The following is a 16407-nucleotide window of genomic DNA, read 5'->3' on the forward strand; positions in this document are numbered from 1 at the left end:
TTGAATCACGTCCTCCTCCCCCTCCTATGAACCGATGGATTTTCTCTTCCGAAATAATTCACAAAAAATTTAGCACATTCTTTCAGAAAAGGGGAGAGGGCTTTCTGAAGGAATGTGCAAAAAAATGGCTCTTTTGTTCCGAAATAAAGTGATAATTTACACAATTCAAAATCTTTGATTGCTCATGATTTCATCAATCATCTCATCTATGTCATCCTTACGTTTCCCGCTAGTATCCAAAAGATGCTTTCGATCGAATCCTGATGCATGGAACTCATTCAGCAAAATGAGGCAGCGTTCCCCCATTTGTTGCTCGGGGGCCCTCATCTCATCCCTTTGCCTTAACGTTTTCCCATCTGCCCACAAAACAACATACATAACCGTTACGTTTAAATCCTTTACATTTTCATACAACCATATCGCTTCTTGGGGAAAGGCAATATAATCCACTACCACATCATTGCCGTATTTTACAAAATTTCTTGCAAGACTTAGAATATTATCCCAAATTAATGAAAGCTCTTCTTTACTTTCCCACGGTTTTTTCCGTCCATTGATATGCATATGGCTGATGTCATCGCCGGAAATATACGCACTACGCTCCAACTTGTTCGCCAATGCTGTTGAAATTGTTGATTTGCCAACCCCAGCGGGGCCTGATATGACATAGACTGTTCTTGTTTGATGATTTTTCATATGCATCCCTTTTTACCTGCTCAATATAGTTTTATTACCCGTGGTAATAAAAACGACAACATAAACCTGAATCCGTGATAAAGACGCGTTCAAAGCTGCCAAGAAAACTGGATCAATCAACAAAATATTGCACTCGGGGTTCTTCACCTAATAGGTGAACATTCGAAATGGAGTCGAAGTCTCGACACGATTGGGTTTCCCAGCATTTTTGATACACTTCTGTCACGGATTCAGGATAAACAAAAAATCCCTTGAAGCCTTCCAGCTCAAGGGATTTCGCTCGATGATTCCGACTGGGCTCGAACCAGCGACCTCCACCCTGTCAAGGTGGCGCTCTCCCAGCTGAGCTACGGAATCATATTTTGTTGTTCGCTATCGAACACATTTTTAATTATATAGACGGGCAAGTTGGTTGTCAACAACTTTTTTAAAAAAATCGCTATTCATGATGAAAAAAGGAAAGGTGCCTTCCCCGAAAGGAATAATGCGTGTTGGAACGGTTCGACATCGTATTTTTTCTACATTCTGATTGTTCTATCAAACGAGAATTTGCTTGCAAAGGCTGGGGGAATTGATGAAAAACGCACGCCGCTTCCGGTGCCGCTCAAAACCAAATTGCAGCTGACGGTCTTGTTCAGCAGCACATTTCCTGTTTTATTGTTCAGCTTAGCGATGGAAATCAAATGGTCGCTCGCCGGACCGAGTGCATCCCATTGGTCGTATTGGCTCTGGGCAGCCGTGATTTTGCTGTTTTCGATCGCGTTTTCCGTTTTCTTGACTCGCTTGTTGGTCGATGAGATCCATGAGCCGGTCAGTGTGCTGTTAAGTCATATGAAACGGGCGGAAAACGAAACGTATAAACCCGTCGCCCACAATGTGTATACCGATGAATTTGCTTATTTACTTCGCGGATTTAATCATATGATCGACGCTGTGCATCGACGCGACCGAACGAACAAAGAACTGCTCAACCGTTTCATCACTGTCCTGACAGCGGCGCTTGACGCCCGCGATCCTTATACAGCTGGGCACTCGCTGCGCGTGGCCCGTTACGCACTCGCGATTGGGGAAAAGCTTTCCCTTCCGAATGAACAGCTTGATGCCTTGTATCGTTCCGCTCTACTGCATGATATCGGAAAGATCGGCGTTCCCGATGCCATTTTGCTTAAAGTGGGAAAGCTAAGCGATGATGAATTTGCCTGGATCAAAAAACACCCCGCCCTTGGAGAAGCCATTTTGCGCGAGATTAGGCCGATCGAAGCGATTGAGCCGCTGTTAGCCGGCATCCGCTCCCATCACGAACGCATAGATGGAAAGGGATATCCAGATGGGTTGACAGGCGACGAGATTCCGTTGTTTGGCAAAATCATCGCCGTGGCCGATGCATTTGACGCCATGACTTCGGATCGTCCATACCGTAAAGGGATGGATATTCATCAAGCGGCAGACATCTTGAGAAAAGGAAAGGGAACGCAGTGGGACAGCGAACTCGTCGACCTCTTTTTGAAACACTTACAAGAGGAGAAGCTGTTGTCAACCTCAGCGGCATCTTGACCCGCCCGCCAAGCTTTGAAGGCTTGGCGGGCTGATGGCTATGGCGTTGAAACTGACGGCCGCTCTTTCACAAACGACAACGCCTGCTCAAAATCGGCGATCAAATCGTTGACATCCTCCAGTCCGACGCTCAGCCGCAACAAGCCGTCGGTAATGCCGCGGCGGAGTCGCTCGTCTTTCGGCATCGCCGCATGCGACATTTTCGCTGGGTGCGATAAAATTGACTCGACAGCCCCAAGGCTGACGGCGAACACGGGCAGGCGGACGTTTTGCACGAACGTCCGGGCCGATTCTTCATCGGCAAGGCGGAACGACAGCACGGCGCCAAACCCGGCCGCCTGATGGCGCTGGATGTCATGGCCTGGGTGGTGCGAAAGCCCTGGATAATACACATCTTCCACTTTCGGATGGCGCGCCAAATACTCAGCGATGGCCAGGGCGGATTCGGACGACTGCTTCAGCCGGACGTGGAGCGTTTTTAATCCCCGCAGCACGAGCCAAGCGTCTTGGACGCCAAGGATGGCGCCAAACGCGTTTTGCAGTTTGTACAGCTCTTTTCCCAACTCTTCATCTTTCACCACGGCCAATCCGGCGACGACGTCGCTATGGCCGGCTAAAAATTTCGTGGCGCTGTGAAGGACGACATCGACTCCAAGGTCAAGCGGCCGCTGCAGCGCCGGCGTCATGAACGTGTTGTCGAGAAACGTCAAACAGCCGTGCGCCTTCGCCAGCTTGACGACGCCTTGAATGTCGGTCACTTTTAACAACGGATTGGACGGCGTTTCCATATAAATGACTTTCGTGTTCGGCCGGATGTTTTCGGCCACGGCATGCAAATCGGTCATATCGACAAACGTATGCTCGATGCCAAACCGGTTCAACACTTCCGTGACCATCCGATACGTGCCGCCGTAGACGTCTTCGGTGACGAGCACATGGTCGCCTTTGGACAAAAGCAAAAACGCGGTCGAGATGGCCGCCATGCCGGAGGCGAAGGCGAATCCGCGCACGCCGCCTTCCAAGGCGGCGATCGCTTCCTCGAGCGCCTCGCGCGTCGGGTTGCCGGAGCGGCTGTAGTCGTATTTGCCGAACGTGTCGAAATCGAACTGATGGAACGTGGAGGCGTGCTGGATCGGCACGCTCACCGCCCCCGTGTGGCGGTCGACTTTCCATTCGTTATGGAGCAGTTTCGTTGAAAACGACCATTCCCGTTCCATCGCTCACACCTCTTTCATGTTTTTCAATGCCTGCGTCAAATCGGCGATCAAATCGTCAGCGTGCTCAATGCCGACCGAGAAACGGAGCAGCCGGTTGCAAATACCGTTTTGGATGCGGATTTCCTCAGGAATGTCCGCATGCGTCTGCGTCGCTGGGTACGTAATAAAGCTTTCGACTCCGCCCAGGCTTTCCGCGAACGTAATGAGGCGCAAGCTTTTTAAAAACCCGTTCACCCACTTTTCATCGGCAATCCGGAACGACAGCATCCCGCCTCTTCCTGGATATAAGACGTCTGTAACATCTTCATGTTCGCGCAAAAAGGCGCTGATGCGCTTGGCGTTTTCTTCATGCTGGCGCATCCTTAGCGCCAGCGTTTTCATCCCGCGGATGAGCAGCCACGAATCAAACGGCGACAACACCGCGCCGATGGCGTTATGGTACTCGGCCAACCGTTGACAAAGCTCTTCGCCTTTGGCGACAACAAGCCCGGCCAACACATCGTTATGGCCGCCTAAGTATTTCGTCGCGCTGTGAATGACGATATCGGCTCCTTCTTCAATCGGACGCTGGAGCACCGGCGTGTAAAACGTGTTGTCCACGATCAACAACAGCCCGTGCCGTTTGGCGAGCTCAGAGACGGCGGCAATATTCGTCTCTTGCATCAACGGGTTCGTCGGCGTTTCCAAGAAAATGGCTTTCGTTTTTTCCGTTATCGTTTCTTCCACTGCATCGAGATCGGTGAAGTCAACGTAATGAAACCGAAGGCCGTACTTGCGCCAGCCGCGCTCAAACAGGCGGTACGTCCCGCCGTAAAGGTCGGCCGATACGAGAAACTCGTCTCCGCTCTGAAACAAGGCGAACACCGTCTGGATGGCGGCCATGCCGGAGCTGAACGCATAGCCTTGGTCGCCGCCTTCCAGTCTCGCGATCGCTTCTTCGACGATTTTGCGCGTCGGGTTGCCTGTGCGGATATAGTCAAACCCGGTCGACTCCCCGATGCCGGCATGACGATAGGCGGTGGAAAAATAAACTGGCGGGTTGACCGTCCCCGTCACCGTTTCGCTCCGGTTGCCAATTTGCGCTAACAACGTCTCTAGTTTCTCCATCTCATCTCTCTCCTTCTGTTGAAAATTCCATCATGGATCAACGGCCAACCACTTAACGCCCAACGAAGCGCCGCTGTTGGTCAAGCAGCGGCCGAGGGCCTTGATCCTCGACGCCTCTCGGTTGAGGGAGCGGCCGCTTGAGTAAATAAAAAAAGTCTTCTAAGAAGAAGACTTTTCCATACACATGGGGTCATGCTTCTTCTTATCTGCCGAATTGAATGCTCAATTCGCTGGATTTAGCACCTGGCCGCCGGGCGGCTGGTTGCTGAAGCTTCATTGGGCCAGTTCCCTCCGCTTCTCTTGATAAGAACCGCTGCGTATTTAATTTTGTTAATTGTTAATTTAGTGAACTACCCACCACCTACACTTCGCTTAGAGGTGGGGGCTTCAAGCGACTTGTGTGTGTTCGCCGAACGGTAAGCCACACACAAGAACCCTTTACGCTTCCCTTCGTTCCGAAGGTGTCCGTTCTAACCATATTCTATCATATTCGTTGGCTAACGCCAACCGAAATTCATCTCCCACTTTCACTTCGTTTAGAAGTGGGATACTTCTTTTGGAAAAAGATGTTAGAAAATTGTAACGCATTCCGGCCATTTTTGCAAGTCATTTTTTTGCCGGCGCCAATGTTCGGCAAGTTCACGAAAAATTCGAGCCCTTCGTTAACATCTTTTTGCCTAAATATGTTACAATAACAAGTGAACTTGCGCTTTCATGGAGGATGATCATGGCGACAGCAACAGGAACGATGCGCGATTATACGCTTTACAGCAGGGAGCTGCAAGAAGAAATCGGGTTGCTTGTCTACTTGCCAAGCAATTTTTCTCCGTTGCATAAATATTCTTTATTAATCGCGCAAGACGGCAAGGATTATTTTATGTACGGAAAAATCAAAACCGTGATCGAGACGCTCATGGACGAAGGAACGATCGACCGAACGATCGTTGTCGGCATCCCGTACCGGAACGTCAGCGACCGCTACGAGAAATACCACCCGGCCGGTCGAAAAAACGAGGCCTATATCCGCTTTTTAGCCCATGAGCTCGCGCCGTTTTTGGATCGCGAGCTGCCGACGTATCAAATGGGCAAAGGACGAGCGCTGATTGGCGATTCGCTGGGAGGAACCGTGTCGCTTCTAGCCGGGCTGTTGTATCCGCATACATTTGGAAAAATCGCCATGCAGTCTCCTTACATTGACGACTCGGTGCTCGAACGCATCCGCGCGTTCCGCGACCCGTCGCTTCTTTCCCTTTACCATTCCGTCGGCGCAGAAGAAACGGCGGTCAAAACGACGGACGGCCATGTACGCGATTTTATCACCCCGAACCGGGCCGCACGGGACTTATTGATCGAAAAGCGGTTTCCCTACACGTACCATGAATTTGCCGGCGGGCATGCATGGACGTATTGGCAGCCGGATGTGCCCCGGGCGGTATCGGCCATTTTGTCGCTGTAAATAACGGCAAACGAACCATCTGAAGGAGGGAAAGCGGAATGAAGTACGGCATTGTCATTTTTCCGCCAAAGCGGATTCAAGACTTCGCCAACTCGTACCGGAAGCGGTACGACAGCCATTACGCCCTCATCCCGCCGCACATTACATTGAAATACCCGTTTGAGGCGGATGAGGAGCAAATCAAAGAAATGACGAAAGAGCTGCGCCGCATCGCGGCGGAAACGGAGCCGATTCCGATCAAAGTGACGAAATTCAGCTCGTTTTACCCGACAAGCCACATCATTTATTTGAAAGTCGAGCCAAACGACGTGCTGGAACGATTGCACGAGCAGCTGCACAGCGGCCTGTTTGCCGGGGAGCCGGAATTCGTGTTCGTGCCGCACATTACAATTGGCCGCGATTTGCCGAATGCGGAATACGCTGACGTCTACAGCCAACTGCGGCTGCAAAACGTCCATTTTGAAGAGACGGTCGACCGGTTCCACCTTCTTTACCAGCTCGAGAACGGATCATGGACTGTCTATGAAACCTTTATCGTTGGAGGAAAGGAAACGGGAGAATGAACGTCGCCATTGGAACAACGGAAGACCGCGCGTTGTATGAAGACGCGTTGCGCGTCCGTCGGATTGTATTCATCGAAGAGCAAAACGTGCCGGAAGAAGAAGAAATCGATGCATTTGAACATGAATCGTTCCATCTCGTCCTATACGATGGCGAACAAGCAGTCGCAGCCGGCCGGTTTCGCCTGGTCGATGAAGGGGTTGGCAAAGCGGAGCGCATCTGCGTTTTGCCGGCTTACCGCGGCCGCGGCGTCGGCCGGATGGTGATGGAGGCGTTGGAGCAGCTTGCGAAAACAAAAGGGGCGAAAACGGCGAAACTGAACGCCCAGACGCACGCAGAACCGTTTTACCAAAAGCTCGGCTATACGACCGTCTCCGGCGTCTTTATGGACGCCGGCATCCCACATGTCACGATGGTGAAATCGCTCGAATGATGGCCATAGAACAGCCTCGTCTACACTGATCCAAGGCTTGGGATCATCGAACATCGTTTCGCTCTCCTGAGCCAAGCAGAGCAAAAGGGAGCTGTGCGCACGCAAGCTCCCTTTTGCTTACTTTTTGTTGTTCAACATATTGGCGATCGTGTTCAAATCAATTTGTTTGCCGTTATGGACGATCGCCTTGACGATTTGGTCCTCAAGTTCTTTTGGCACTTTCCGGTTGGCAATTTGCGCCACCCGCTTCACCACTTGGCGCACCGTTTTTTCATCGCTGAAATTGGCGTTTTGCAGCGAGTTGGCGAGCTCAAAAACGTCTTTCATATTGACACCTGTTTTCTGTTCGATGTTTTTAAAAAATTGCTGATCCATCGTTCCGCCTCCTTCTCCCTGCTATATCGTATGATGCTCCCGCCTCGGCGTGCATCAAATTAGGGAAAGAAAAATACGAGCCGCTCCGTGGCGCCGAAACGGCCCGTATCCCATTCGCTTTTTCCGTTAGGCGACAAATGCCGCGCCGACAATAATCAACAAAATGAACAACACGACAATCAGCACAAAGCCACCGCCATAGCCACCGCCATAGCCGTAGCCGTAAGGATAACCATAACCGCAGAAGCCCATTATAATGTTCACCTCCTTCTCCGTTTACTGTATCGTATTCACCGGCTTAGCGGGGCGTATGGGCGCAAAGGCCATTTTGTCATCCAAATCGGCGGAACAGCTCGGCAAATTCCCGCTCCTTCTTCGCAAACCATTGCTCGATGTAGTCCAAGTTGCCTTGTACACTTTTTAAAAATCCATTGTTCAATTTTTCGATTTCTTGCAGCTGTTTGTTAAAGTCCTTTCCCCATTGTTCAAACAGGCGGATGAACGTTTCATGCCCTTCTTTGCGCGACGCAACCCAATTTTCGAGCGCTTTTTCCAACTCTTTGCTCACACTTTCCCCTCCTTTCTTACTGTTGTATGCAAAAACGACTGCCCGAGGTGAAGGCGTCCCCGTTCTTTTTTGCCTTGCCATATGGTAAAGTAAAGATGAACGGCAACATGAAAGGGAGGGAACGAATGTGAGACAAATTGAAACAGTTGAGCAATTCGAGGCGGCCATTTCCGGCGATAAGCCAGCGATTATGAAGTTTTACACAACTTGGTGTCCAGACTGCGTGCGCCTGAACATGTTCATCGATGACATCATCCGCGATTACGGGCAGTACGACTGGTTCGAAATCGACCGAGACCAGTTTCCAGATCTTGGTGAGAAGTACCAAGTGCTTGGCATTCCAAGTCTTCTTGTGTTCCGAAACGGGGAAAAAATCGCCCATCTGCATAGCGCTGATGCGAAAACGCCGGAAGAAGTGCGCGCCTTTTTGCAGTCCCTGCCGGAGTAAGACGGGGCGGCATCCTTGCCTCGCCAGAGAAGAAGGGCAACAAAAAGAGGCTGTCCGAGAAGGAAGCTTTCCTTCTCGGACAGCCATGCGAATGAACAGACAGCTCCTTATGGATCGCTGATTGTGGAAACGGAAGCCGTCAATATTCAATTTCGTCGTAGTCTTTCGGCTGGCGCATCAGCTGCGGGCTGTCAACCATCAATTCAATCGAAATTTCCTCATCGGTCGTCCGCGTCCGCTCGGAGCGGTCGTTTGGTTTCAATTGGACTTGAATTTCCTCATCCGTCGTTTTTATCCGTTTGTCTTCCATCGTCTTTTCCTCCTGTGTCATCAGTTTCGCAAGAGCGGTTCGACTTTTTGCACAAGCTCTGCCATTTTTGCGGCGTTTCGTTCATACAGCGCCTTCGCCTCTTCGGAATTCGTCTGCAACGCATACAGCTCCAGATCAGCCTGCATTTTTTTCATCGCGGCCAAGAGCAGCTTTTTCTCCTGCGGCTCGGCAATTTGGATCTTATCATCGTACAAATCGATCGTCAGCTGTCCGTATGAATCGACTTGGGCGTGAAACACATTTTCAATCGCCACTCCTTGTTTGTCAAGCTGTTCCTTCAGCCAGCCGCGGCCAAGCCCCATCGTAGCGAGTGGCTCATCCAAAATCATGCCGTCCATAATGACCGTTTGCGGCTCTTTTTCCCGCGGTGGGTTTGGGAACACATCTCCGACGGTGAGCGGCTGCTTTTCCCGCTTCAGCAACACGTTCAAGTCGCCGTTTGGCTCAAGCACCGCAAACTCGACGTCGGCGACGCGGAACACATCTTTTTTGCGCAGCTGTTCGAGCAGCTCGTCAACCGTATATTTCTCCCGTTTCAAGTTTTCCTCTAAAATTTTGCCGTTTTTAATAAAAACCGTGGAATTGCCCTCGACAAAATCGCGAAATTTCTTGTTGCGCAGCGAGAGACGAGCGACAGCCACTGGAAACAGCGACCAAATCAAAATGCTGGTGATGCCTTCTTGCAGCGAAATTCCTAAGTCGACCGACATCGTTCCAGCGATATCGCCGACGGTAATGCCGACGATGTATTCAAAAAACGACAATTTTGATAATTGTTTTTTGCCGAGAATGCGGGTGATCACAAACAACCCGATTAAAATGCAAATCGAACGAATAGCGGCTTCTAACCATATAGGCATCGATCATGCTCCTTACTTTCCGTGATATTGCGGCTCCTCGAACTCGAGCCGGCCGATCCGGTCTTTCAGTTCGGCGATGATCTCCTCTGTCGCAAGCATCGCTTCATGAAACGTCCGCTGCGCCGTTTCATCCTGGGAAGTGAGCGCCAGCTGTTGCAGCCCAGCGTGAATGCCTTTTAAGCTCGCCAACGTTTGTTTCACCTGCGAAGCAACGGTCATGGAAGATCCCTCCTATCCTTTCGGGTGGAACAAGAGCGCCCCGATAAACCCAAAGACGATCGCCGCGGAGATGCCGGCGCTCGTCACTTCAAACATGCCGGTCAATACGCCGATAATGCCGTGTTTTTCCGCCTCTTGCATCGCGCCGTGAACGAGCGCGTTTCCAAAGCTCGTAATCGGAATCGTCGCCCCGGCGCCGGCAAAATCAATGAGCGGCTCATACAAACCGAATCCATCCAAAATCGCCCCGACGACGACGAGACTCGTCAACGTATGCGCAGGTGTCAGTTTAAACACATCCATCAAAATTTGCCCGATCACGCAAATCAGCCCGCCGACGACAAACGCCCAAAAAAACATGGCCAACACGCTACGCCTCACCTCCGTACTCGATCGCCACCGCATGGGCGATGCACGGGATCGTTTCGTTTTGCTGAAACGACAATGGCGACAACAGCGCCCCTGTCGCCACCACCAAAATGCGCTTCAGTTCGCCGCGGCGCATCCGTTTGATGAGATGCCCGTAAACGACGACAGCGGAACAAGCCGCCCCGCTCGCTCCGGATAAAACCGGCTGTCCGTCACGGTAAATGAGAAGTCCGCAATCTTGGTAGCGCTCTTCATCGATGTCAATGCCGTGCTGACGCAGCAAGTCAAGGGAGACTTGGCGTCCGATTCGCCCTAGATCGCCGGTGACGATCAAATCGTAATACGATGCATCGATTTGCATGTCGCGCAAATGCGCCTCAATCGTATCGACCGCCGCCGGCGCCATCGCTCCACCCATGTTGAACGGGTCGGCAAGCCCCATATCCACAACGCGGCCGATCGTCGCTGCCGTCACGCGCGGCCCGTCCCCTTTCGGGCTGACGATCGCCACGCCAGCTCCCGTTACCGTCCACTGCGCTGTCGGCGGCTTTTGCCCACCGTATTCGGTTGGATAGCGGAACTGCTTTTCGACAGCGGTGTTATGGCTTGACGCACCGGTTAAGATATAGTCTGCCCCGCCATAGTTGGTAATAAAAGCGCTGAGCGCAAGCCCTTCCATGGAGGTTGAGCAGGCGCCAAAAATGCCAAGGTACGGCATGCCGAGCGTTCGGGCGGCAAAACTTGTCGGCGTCATCTGGTTGATCAAATCGCCAGCGATGAGAAACTGCACCTTTTCCTTCTCTAATCCGGCCTTTTCCATCGCCTGAAACGCCGCCTCCTCAAGCAACACGCGGTGCGCCTTCTCATACGATTCCTCGCCAAGCCATAAATCTTCGTGAAGAAGATCAAAGTCTTCCGCGAGGCGGCCGTTCGCCTCAAACGGCCCGCCGACCGCCGCTGTTGCGATGATTGCCGGCTTGTTCGCAAACACCCATGTGCGGTGCCCTTTCAGCATTACAATCCCCCCCACTGGGTCGCAATCGTTTTGACAAGAGCGATAACAAAGGCGGAAAACGTACCGAACAAGATGACCGATCCGGCGAGCTTGAACATGTTCGAGCCGACGCCTAACACAAATCCTTCCGTCCGGTGCTCAATCGCCGCCGAGATGACGGCGTTGCCAAACCCTGTCACCGGCACGGCGCTTCCCGCCCCAGCGAATTGGGCGATCCGGTCATAAACGCCAAACCCAGTTAAAATCATCGACAAAAAGACCATCGTCGCCACCGTCGGATTGCCTGCCGTTTGCTCGGTGAAATCAAAGAAGTACATATAGAAATAAGAGATCGCCTGCCCGATCGTGCAAATGATTCCGCCAACGAGAAACGCGCAAACACAGTTTCGAACAATAGGACGCTTCGTTTCCCGCTCTTTTTCGAATAAATGATATTCCTGCTGAACCGGGGTCAGCTTTTTCCGTTTTTCATTCGCCATAATGACACCTCTTATGTTTGCTCTTTGCTTAGCTTTTCAATGCGCTTGATTTCCCGATTGACTTTTCGTTCATCCCAGCGTCGATTGTCCATGTTGGCTTTTAATTCCTTCGTCTTCCAAAAAATTTTCAAATCGCTCGAGGAAACAACATCATAGCCAGGAAACAGGTCGCGCAGTTTTTGGTCAATGTCTTTCTCAATTTGTTTTCGACTCCACCGCTTCATATGGGGAATTTGATAAGCAATGAGCAACCGATCCCCGCTGTTGACCGCCACCACGTCCCGAACATCGTCGCGCCCGCGCAAATAGCTGGCCGCCCGCTCGGCCGGACCTTGGTTCAGCTCCGCATGTTTCGCCGTCCCGGACGTTTGGGCTCTCAGCAGGCTTGCCCCTTGCAGCGATTGTTTTTGTTCCGTTTCTTCTTTGGCGCAGCCGCCGACCGCGATCATCGCAACGACGGCCGCCAACCACCATTTTTTCATCTTCATCAACCCATTCGTTTTTATGTATTTCCGCCAAGTCGGGAAAGGTTGGCGTGCGGTGCCAACCTTTCCGCCTGAACCATCCCATTCGCTTCAGCGAAGGTTATTGTTGTTTATATTGTGGCTCTTCGTTTTGAATTTCTTGCATGCGCGAGTTCACCAAATCAACGACCGCCTGCGTTTGTTGGGCAGCTTGTTGGTAAAGCTGTTTCGCGGCTTGGTTTTCGGTTTGCAAAGCAAACGTTTCGAAGCTCGCTTGAGCTGATTTTAACCCCGCCAATGTTTGTTTCACTTGTGTTGCAACCGTCATGATTCATGTCCTCCTTATATGGTGTAAGATTGGTGGTGACAATGTTTAGAATGGTTTTTTCGCCGCCAAATTATAATTGTCATTTTCTGCAAAACGTTCTGCCGCCTTTCCAGCCTTTCCGGGCACAAAAAGGGCGCCTTCTGCAGGCGCCCATGCGATTTACGACTTGTCATCAACTTTATCGGAATAACCGCGGCCGAGCGACGGTTGTTTAAAATACCGGCCATCACCAAAATGCTTAAGAAGGCATGGTACAGTTGTTCATATTTGCCAAGATCAATGTCGACGCCGAATGTCTCAAGCGCAATCACGGCAAACGATCCGATTGCCAGCCAAAGCCCGTAATTTTTAAAACGCTCCACCGTTGGCGTCCCCCATTTGCTTTATGGCTAGATCCACGAGAACGGTCTCTGTTCTCCTTCGTTTCGATCATAGCCTCCTTCACCATGTTCTTCCTTATCCCGGTCCCGCGCATCTTCAACGGCTTCCATTTCCGTATCATCGCGGTGCGGGAACAACCATGGATCGCGGATGTGGCCGCGCGGCATAATGACGATGTCATCGGCATGAATGATCAATTTATCGACATGAATCACTTTCGCTTTTTTCCGATCCGACATGCCCTTCCCCCCTTCCTTTCGCCTAGTTGCACTGTTAGACTATGCAAGGAGAGGAAGCGGAGTATAGGCGCTTCTCACGGATTTGTGCTATTTCTTTACGACCGGCGGCCGGCCGCAGCCGCAGCCTCTCGGGCGCCGCACTGGCTGGGTTGTTGAGGTGAGCGCCCAAGCCGTCGGTTTGGGCGAGATTGGTTTCGTCATGGCCTCATCCCTCCAGATGAAAAAAAATGTATGGCTACTGCTATTGTATGGCCCTATCGGCCAAGGGTGCGCCTCATTTTTCCTTGCGCTCGTCCGGGTGGGGCACAATCGCGTTTTCTTGGCGCAGCGTACGGAAAAACCAGCTGTCCGGCCGTTCTTCGTCACGTACTCCTCCCGTCTCTCCTTGCAGCTGCTGCAGCTGGCGGCGAAGTTCGTCGTTTTGTTTCATCAGCTGCTTTATTTGCTCATAACGTTGCTTGCTTTGGTAAGCCAGTTCCCTTAACACTACATTTTCTGCCTCTGCTTCTTCGAGCCGGCGCTCCAGCTCAGCAATCCGCTCAGCCAGCCGCCGTTCATCTATCCCTTTTGTTCCTGCCTTCGCCGCTCCCCGTTGTTCTCTCATTCGTCATCTCCCCCTTTATTTCATCGTCCGGCAGACGCCTGCCGATAAAAAATCCGCATCTGTCCCAACACATTTACCTATATCATTCATAGTATACAGTAGTCCCAAACCATTAGGCGTTGGGGAACAAATGAACGATAGGAGGAACGAGAAAATGGGCCATTACCATCGCGATACGGAAAGGGTATGCATCAGAACACGCAAAATTTATGACTGGGTGACGCGGCAAATCGACGTGCCATTAAAAAGCTTCAGCGGCGATGATTTGGAAACGATTTTCCCATTGGACACTTGTCCGGGAGACGGGACGATTTGCGACTTTTTGGCAGCGCAAAACATGGACCCGCAAAACTTTGCCATTCGTTGTTTCTTGACAGACGCTGCCGGAAATCCAATCGATCCGGTTGTTGACCAGGATGCGCTGATTTGCCAAGAAATCATGCAGCCAAACGGCCGGCAGCCCGTCAACGTCACCCTTCCTTCCGGGGAGACCGTGACATTGCAAAAAGTCAAAGCGCTCGTCAAAGGACACGTCGTTGTGCAAATTGTCAGCCCGACCGGCACGGTGATTTGCCAATCGGCGCCGATTCCGTTTGCCACGGCGCAAACATTCATCTTATGCGCTCCGGAAGGCACGCAGCTCAATTGCCATATTTCCTTCTTTGAATGCGATACAAGCTTAGTTTGCACGGACAACTTCACTCAACTCGACGTTTCCATCACCTTATGCCTTGAAGTCCAAGTGGAAGCTGACGTCAAAATCGAAGTTGAAGCCCGCTTCTGCCAACCGCGCGAAGAACTTGCCGAAGCTACGCTGTGCCCGACAACCAAATTCCCGCCACAATGCCCGGACGTATTCCCAGCAATGTAACGTCCCGCACCACTTAGGCTGTTGTTCTCAACAACAGCCTTTTTTATATGGCATTTGCCTTCCGCGTATACATAAGATAAAAATGGAAGGAGTGGAAAACGAGTGAAAAATGCGAATGATGACCGGCACCTCCGCCTGCAGCAGCAAATTATTCACTACCGGTCTGAAGCCGCCTCGTGCAGGCAACAGATCAAGCAGCTTGAGGCCGAACTGGAAAAAGAAAAAATGCGCAGCGCCTATCTAAAAGAAAAATTGCGTGAAGCCGAAACAGTCAACGCCGAAATGTACAAGAAAAAGATCGCGGCCTTGGAGCGCCAGCTTTTGTTGTATGAAATCGCGCTCGAAGAGGCAGAGCATCGCGTCTCCGGACCGCAACAAACCACCGGCGCCGATCCAGCCGCTTCCGTGCTGGCGCTGTTTCATTACTCGGTTATGATCCCGACGCACCTTGATGAAGAAGAAATTGTCGTGATTGGCGACTTCATCATCCGCAACAGCGGAACCGCGCCGCTTCACCATCCGGTCGTCTGCCTCCGCATCTCGCCGCCGAAAGTAGCGGTGCTGAGCGGAAAAATTGCGCTCCCCCAAAGCGGGCGCGCCGCACAGGAGGGGCTGACTGACAGCGGCGCCGAAGGTTGGACGTTCATCCAAGAAAACTGGCGGGAAAAAGTGCGGCAAAACGGCGAATATTGGATTACCCCGCTCCATGGCGTCCCCATTGAACCAGGTGAAGAACGGCGCTTTTCCCAGTTTGAGATTGCGGTTCGACCGTCCGGCAACGTCCGCTCCCTGACAGTCGACGGCTTCGTATATGGCGCTGAACTGCCCAAAGGCGCCGCCGCGGCCAACCGCATCGCCGTCCAATGGTAAACGGAGCCCGCCCCATCCAATGGAGCGGCTGCTTTTCCCGGCCGGCTTCAGCCGGCCTCGTCTTGTCGGCAGCAACGATCTTTGCTTGACAGCAGCAGCGGGGGCATGATGCTTCAAGTGTCCAAGACCAACCGAAACACAATCTCCCACCGGCGGAAGCCGTCGGCCAGCCATCCAGGCGGCAGCTTTCCGCTGCAGCCGGTCCGGATGACGCAAGCTATATAGATGCAATTTAAAGCTTTAACATTTTTCGTCTTTGCCGGTCATTGCATCCGACTGTCGAGTGACCGAACAACGCCGCTTAAAGACCCATGAATGGGTCTGTGAAGCGAGTCGTTGTTCGGTCTTCCGTCACGCTAAGGCGTGACGGAGGCAAGCCACACGCTTGCCTTCGACAGTCGAAAATGGGCAAACCACTTTTCTGTCAAGGATATGTTAAACTTCTTTGTTGCATCTATATAGCGTCTCTCCCCTTACGAGAGCCACTTGCTGACAACCGTTTCAATCAGCGCCGCCCCGCCGGCGACTGCGAGCAGCACGATCAGCGGCTGGAAAACGGCCGGCCAAGCAACAACCCCAATATAACAAAACGCTGCACACCATATCCCGGTGCACCAGTAGCAACTTAGCAGTTCGCCGATCCAGCGCCGCAATCCGCTGCCCTTCAAAATGAGAAATACTTCTTTTCTTCCGTCCGGAAGCTCCTCCTCCACCCATTCATGGAAAGGCCGGCGAAGCCAGGCGGTGATCGTATCGTATACGATGAGCCTCGTCAGACGAAAGCTGGCTAAACAAAGAAGAATAAAGGAAAACGGGTCATCCACGTTCCTCTCCCCTTTCCGCTCGCTGCGGCCGCAAAAGGAGGCGTGCGCTTTTTCCGCCTCCTCGGCCCGGCAGCAGGCGAACCTGCTCCGGTGCGGACGTTTACCCAAACGCTCTCCTACGCCAATCATATGATGGAG

Annotated in this window: 23 protein-coding genes, 1 tRNA gene, 2 pseudogenes and 1 riboswitch; of the genes and pseudogenes, 7 read left to right on the plus strand and 19 right to left on the minus strand. The window is 52.0% G+C overall.

Annotated elements, in window-relative coordinates; genetic code table 11:
- Nucleotides 1–165 precede the first annotated feature (165 nt).
- Nucleotides 166–702, minus strand: coding sequence for a P-loop nucleotide/nucleoside kinase family protein (locus ETC02_RS04765; protein WP_050368389.1), 537 nt, complete (start codon nt 700–702; stop codon nt 166–168).
- Between the two features lie 278 nt (nt 703–980).
- Nucleotides 981–1053, minus strand: a tRNA-Val gene (locus ETC02_RS04770).
- A gap of 192 nt (nt 1054–1245) precedes the next feature.
- On the opposite strand from ETC02_RS04770, the gene ETC02_RS04775 reads away from it, so the two are divergent.
- Nucleotides 1246–2250: an HD-GYP domain-containing protein gene (locus ETC02_RS04775; RefSeq protein ID WP_050368769.1), complete on the plus strand. Its 1005-nt coding sequence runs from the start codon at nt 1246–1248 to the stop codon at nt 2248–2250.
- Nucleotides 2251–2288: 38 nt separating this feature from the next.
- On the opposite strand, the gene metC is transcribed toward ETC02_RS04775, so the two are convergent.
- Both metC and ETC02_RS04785 read right to left on the minus strand, forming a co-directional pair.
- Complete coding sequence (gene metC, locus ETC02_RS04780; protein WP_063210169.1) at nt 2289–3467, minus strand: cystathionine beta-lyase; 1179 nt, start codon at nt 3465–3467, stop codon at nt 2289–2291.
- 3 nt (nt 3468–3470) lie between these two features.
- Nucleotides 3471–4574: a methionine biosynthesis PLP-dependent protein gene (locus tag ETC02_RS04785; protein WP_063210171.1), complete on the minus strand. Its 1104-nt coding sequence runs from the start codon at nt 4572–4574 to the stop codon at nt 3471–3473.
- A gap of 199 nt (nt 4575–4773) precedes the next feature.
- A riboswitch (SAM riboswitch) is annotated at nt 4774–4884 on the minus strand.
- A 417-nt stretch (nt 4885–5301) separates the two neighbouring features.
- Between ETC02_RS04785 and ETC02_RS04790 the strand changes: the two genes are divergently transcribed.
- The 3 genes from ETC02_RS04790 to ETC02_RS04800 are packed head-to-tail and all read left to right on the plus strand — an operon-like array spanning nt 5302 to nt 7024.
- Nucleotides 5302–6030, plus strand: a complete 729-nt coding sequence (locus ETC02_RS04790) for an alpha/beta hydrolase (protein ID WP_047817960.1) — start codon at nt 5302–5304, stop codon at nt 6028–6030.
- A gap of 38 nt (nt 6031–6068) precedes the next feature.
- Nucleotides 6069–6593 (plus strand): YjcG family protein, encoded by a 525-nt coding sequence (locus tag ETC02_RS04795; RefSeq protein ID WP_044744416.1) that lies wholly within the window; start codon nt 6069–6071, stop codon nt 6591–6593.
- Nucleotides 6590–7024, plus strand: coding sequence for a GNAT family N-acetyltransferase (locus tag ETC02_RS04800; protein ID WP_033015695.1), 435 nt, complete (start codon nt 6590–6592; stop codon nt 7022–7024). The genes ETC02_RS04795 and ETC02_RS04800 overlap by 4 nt, the downstream gene beginning before the upstream one ends.
- 117 nt (nt 7025–7141) lie before the next feature.
- Here the strand turns inward: ETC02_RS04800 and spoVIF are convergent, their stop codons facing one another.
- The 3 genes from spoVIF to ETC02_RS04815 form a co-directional block, all read right to left on the minus strand.
- Nucleotides 7142–7399: a sporulation-specific transcription regulator SpoVIF gene (gene spoVIF, locus ETC02_RS04805; RefSeq protein WP_033015693.1), complete on the minus strand. Its 258-nt coding sequence runs from the start codon at nt 7397–7399 to the stop codon at nt 7142–7144.
- Nucleotides 7400–7525: 126 nt separating this feature from the next.
- Nucleotides 7526–7651 (minus strand): YjcZ family sporulation protein, encoded by a 126-nt coding sequence (locus tag ETC02_RS04810; RefSeq protein WP_011230362.1) that lies wholly within the window; start codon nt 7649–7651, stop codon nt 7526–7528.
- A 79-nt stretch (nt 7652–7730) separates the two neighbouring features.
- Complete coding sequence (locus tag ETC02_RS04815; protein WP_015374185.1) at nt 7731–7967, minus strand: hypothetical protein; 237 nt, start codon at nt 7965–7967, stop codon at nt 7731–7733.
- Between the two features lie 112 nt (nt 7968–8079).
- Here ETC02_RS04815 and ETC02_RS04820 point away from each other — a divergent pair.
- A pseudogene (locus ETC02_RS04820) lies at nt 8080–8415 on the plus strand (thioredoxin family protein); the annotation flags it as partial.
- A gap of 139 nt (nt 8416–8554) precedes the next feature.
- Here ETC02_RS04820 and ETC02_RS04825 read toward each other — a convergent pair.
- From ETC02_RS04825 to ETC02_RS04875, 11 genes and pseudogenes are all read right to left on the minus strand, one after another.
- Nucleotides 8555–8725 carry a hypothetical protein gene (locus ETC02_RS04825; RefSeq protein ID WP_171698096.1) on the minus strand — a complete coding sequence of 57 codons (171 nt, stop codon included), beginning with the start codon at nt 8723–8725 and terminating at the stop codon, nt 8555–8557.
- 20 nt (nt 8726–8745) lie between these two features.
- Nucleotides 8746–9606 (minus strand): DUF421 domain-containing protein, encoded by an 861-nt coding sequence (locus ETC02_RS04830; RefSeq protein ID WP_050368385.1) that lies wholly within the window; start codon nt 9604–9606, stop codon nt 8746–8748.
- A gap of 12 nt (nt 9607–9618) precedes the next feature.
- Nucleotides 9619–9825 carry a DUF1657 domain-containing protein gene (locus tag ETC02_RS04835; RefSeq protein ID WP_050368384.1) on the minus strand — a complete coding sequence of 69 codons (207 nt, stop codon included), beginning with the start codon at nt 9823–9825 and terminating at the stop codon, nt 9619–9621.
- Between the two features lie 12 nt (nt 9826–9837).
- Nucleotides 9838–10194, minus strand: a complete 357-nt coding sequence (gene spoVAE / locus ETC02_RS04840) for a stage V sporulation protein AE (protein WP_050368383.1) — start codon at nt 10192–10194, stop codon at nt 9838–9840.
- A gap of 1 nt (nt 10195) precedes the next feature.
- Entirely contained in the window at nt 10196–11209 is a 1014-nt protein-coding gene (gene spoVAD / locus ETC02_RS04845) for a stage V sporulation protein AD (RefSeq protein WP_050368382.1), read from the minus strand.
- Nucleotides 11209–11688 (minus strand): stage V sporulation protein AC, encoded by a 480-nt coding sequence (spoVAC, locus tag ETC02_RS04850; RefSeq protein ID WP_049624145.1) that lies wholly within the window; start codon nt 11686–11688, stop codon nt 11209–11211. Before spoVAC ends, spoVAD begins: the two co-directional genes overlap by 1 nt.
- Before the next feature lie 11 nt (nt 11689–11699).
- Entirely contained in the window at nt 11700–12176 is a 477-nt protein-coding gene (locus tag ETC02_RS04855) for a YhcN/YlaJ family sporulation lipoprotein (protein ID WP_050368381.1), read from the minus strand.
- Nucleotides 12177–12273: 97 nt separating this feature from the next.
- Nucleotides 12274–12480: a DUF1657 domain-containing protein gene (locus ETC02_RS04860; protein ID WP_033015681.1), complete on the minus strand. Its 207-nt coding sequence runs from the start codon at nt 12478–12480 to the stop codon at nt 12274–12276.
- A gap of 159 nt (nt 12481–12639) precedes the next feature.
- Nucleotides 12640–12842 (minus strand): annotated as a pseudogene (locus ETC02_RS04865) (holin).
- 27 nt (nt 12843–12869) lie between these two features.
- Nucleotides 12870–13100, minus strand: coding sequence for a hypothetical protein (locus ETC02_RS04870; RefSeq protein ID WP_050368380.1), 231 nt, complete (start codon nt 13098–13100; stop codon nt 12870–12872).
- A gap of 274 nt (nt 13101–13374) precedes the next feature.
- A complete protein-coding gene (locus tag ETC02_RS04875; protein ID WP_047817949.1) occupies nt 13375–13704 on the minus strand; it encodes a spore coat protein regulator protein YlbO in 330 nt (109 codons plus the stop codon).
- 154 nt (nt 13705–13858) lie between these two features.
- On the opposite strand from ETC02_RS04875, the gene ETC02_RS04880 reads away from it, so the two are divergent.
- Nucleotides 13859–14575 (plus strand): BMQ_0737 family morphogenetic spore coat protein, encoded by a 717-nt coding sequence (locus ETC02_RS04880; protein ID WP_050368379.1) that lies wholly within the window; start codon nt 13859–13861, stop codon nt 14573–14575.
- Nucleotides 14576–14677: 102 nt separating this feature from the next.
- Nucleotides 14678–15445, plus strand: coding sequence for a tropomyosin (locus tag ETC02_RS04885; RefSeq protein WP_171698097.1), 768 nt, complete (start codon nt 14678–14680; stop codon nt 15443–15445).
- A gap of 473 nt (nt 15446–15918) precedes the next feature.
- On the opposite strand, the gene ETC02_RS17645 is transcribed toward ETC02_RS04885, so the two are convergent.
- Complete coding sequence (locus ETC02_RS17645; protein ID WP_033015715.1) at nt 15919–16269, minus strand: DUF1360 domain-containing protein; 351 nt, start codon at nt 16267–16269, stop codon at nt 15919–15921.
- Nucleotides 16270–16407 lie beyond the last annotated feature (138 nt).

The organism is Geobacillus sp. DSP4a, from assembly GCF_013096875.1.
Taxonomy (GTDB): domain Bacteria; phylum Bacillota; class Bacilli; order Bacillales; family Anoxybacillaceae; genus Geobacillus; species Geobacillus thermophilus.

Coding starts and splice junctions, on each gene's coding strand:
- ETC02_RS04835 (WP_050368384.1), bottom strand. CDS start 9,825: ATGACCGTTGCTTCGCAGGTGAAACAAACGTTGGCGAGCTTAAAAGGC.
- ETC02_RS04795 (WP_044744416.1), top strand. CDS start 6,069: ATGAAGTACGGCATTGTCATTTTTCCGCCAAAGCGGATTCAAGACTTC.
- metC (WP_063210169.1), bottom strand. CDS start 3,467: ATGGAACGGGAATGGTCGTTTTCAACGAAACTGCTCCATAACGAATGG.
- ETC02_RS04855 (WP_050368381.1), bottom strand. CDS start 12,176: ATGAAGATGAAAAAATGGTGGTTGGCGGCCGTCGTTGCGATGATCGCG.
- ETC02_RS04875 (WP_047817949.1), bottom strand. CDS start 13,704: ATGAGAGAACAACGGGGAGCGGCGAAGGCAGGAACAAAAGGGATAGAT.
- ETC02_RS04825 (WP_171698096.1), bottom strand. CDS start 8,725: ATGGAAGACAAACGGATAAAAACGACGGATGAGGAAATTCAAGTCCAA.
- spoVAD (WP_050368382.1), bottom strand. CDS start 11,209: ATGCTGAAAGGGCACCGCACATGGGTGTTTGCGAACAAGCCGGCAATC.
- ETC02_RS04830 (WP_050368385.1), bottom strand. CDS start 9,606: ATGCCTATATGGTTAGAAGCCGCTATTCGTTCGATTTGCATTTTAATC.
- ETC02_RS04800 (WP_033015695.1), top strand. CDS start 6,590: ATGAACGTCGCCATTGGAACAACGGAAGACCGCGCGTTGTATGAAGAC.
- ETC02_RS04765 (WP_050368389.1), bottom strand. CDS start 702: ATGCATATGAAAAATCATCAAACAAGAACAGTCTATGTCATATCAGGC.
- ETC02_RS04785 (WP_063210171.1), bottom strand. CDS start 4,574: ATGGAGAAACTAGAGACGTTGTTAGCGCAAATTGGCAACCGGAGCGAA.
- ETC02_RS04860 (WP_033015681.1), bottom strand. CDS start 12,480: ATGACGGTTGCAACACAAGTGAAACAAACATTGGCGGGGTTAAAATCA.
- ETC02_RS04790 (WP_047817960.1), top strand. CDS start 5,302: ATGGCGACAGCAACAGGAACGATGCGCGATTATACGCTTTACAGCAGG.
- ETC02_RS04810 (WP_011230362.1), bottom strand. CDS start 7,651: ATGGGCTTCTGCGGTTATGGTTATCCTTACGGCTACGGCTATGGCGGT.
- spoVAC (WP_049624145.1), bottom strand. CDS start 11,688: ATGGCGAATGAAAAACGGAAAAAGCTGACCCCGGTTCAGCAGGAATAT.
- spoVIF (WP_033015693.1), bottom strand. CDS start 7,399: ATGGATCAGCAATTTTTTAAAAACATCGAACAGAAAACAGGTGTCAAT.
- ETC02_RS04880 (WP_050368379.1), top strand. CDS start 13,859: ATGGGCCATTACCATCGCGATACGGAAAGGGTATGCATCAGAACACGC.
- ETC02_RS04870 (WP_050368380.1), bottom strand. CDS start 13,100: ATGTCGGATCGGAAAAAAGCGAAAGTGATTCATGTCGATAAATTGATC.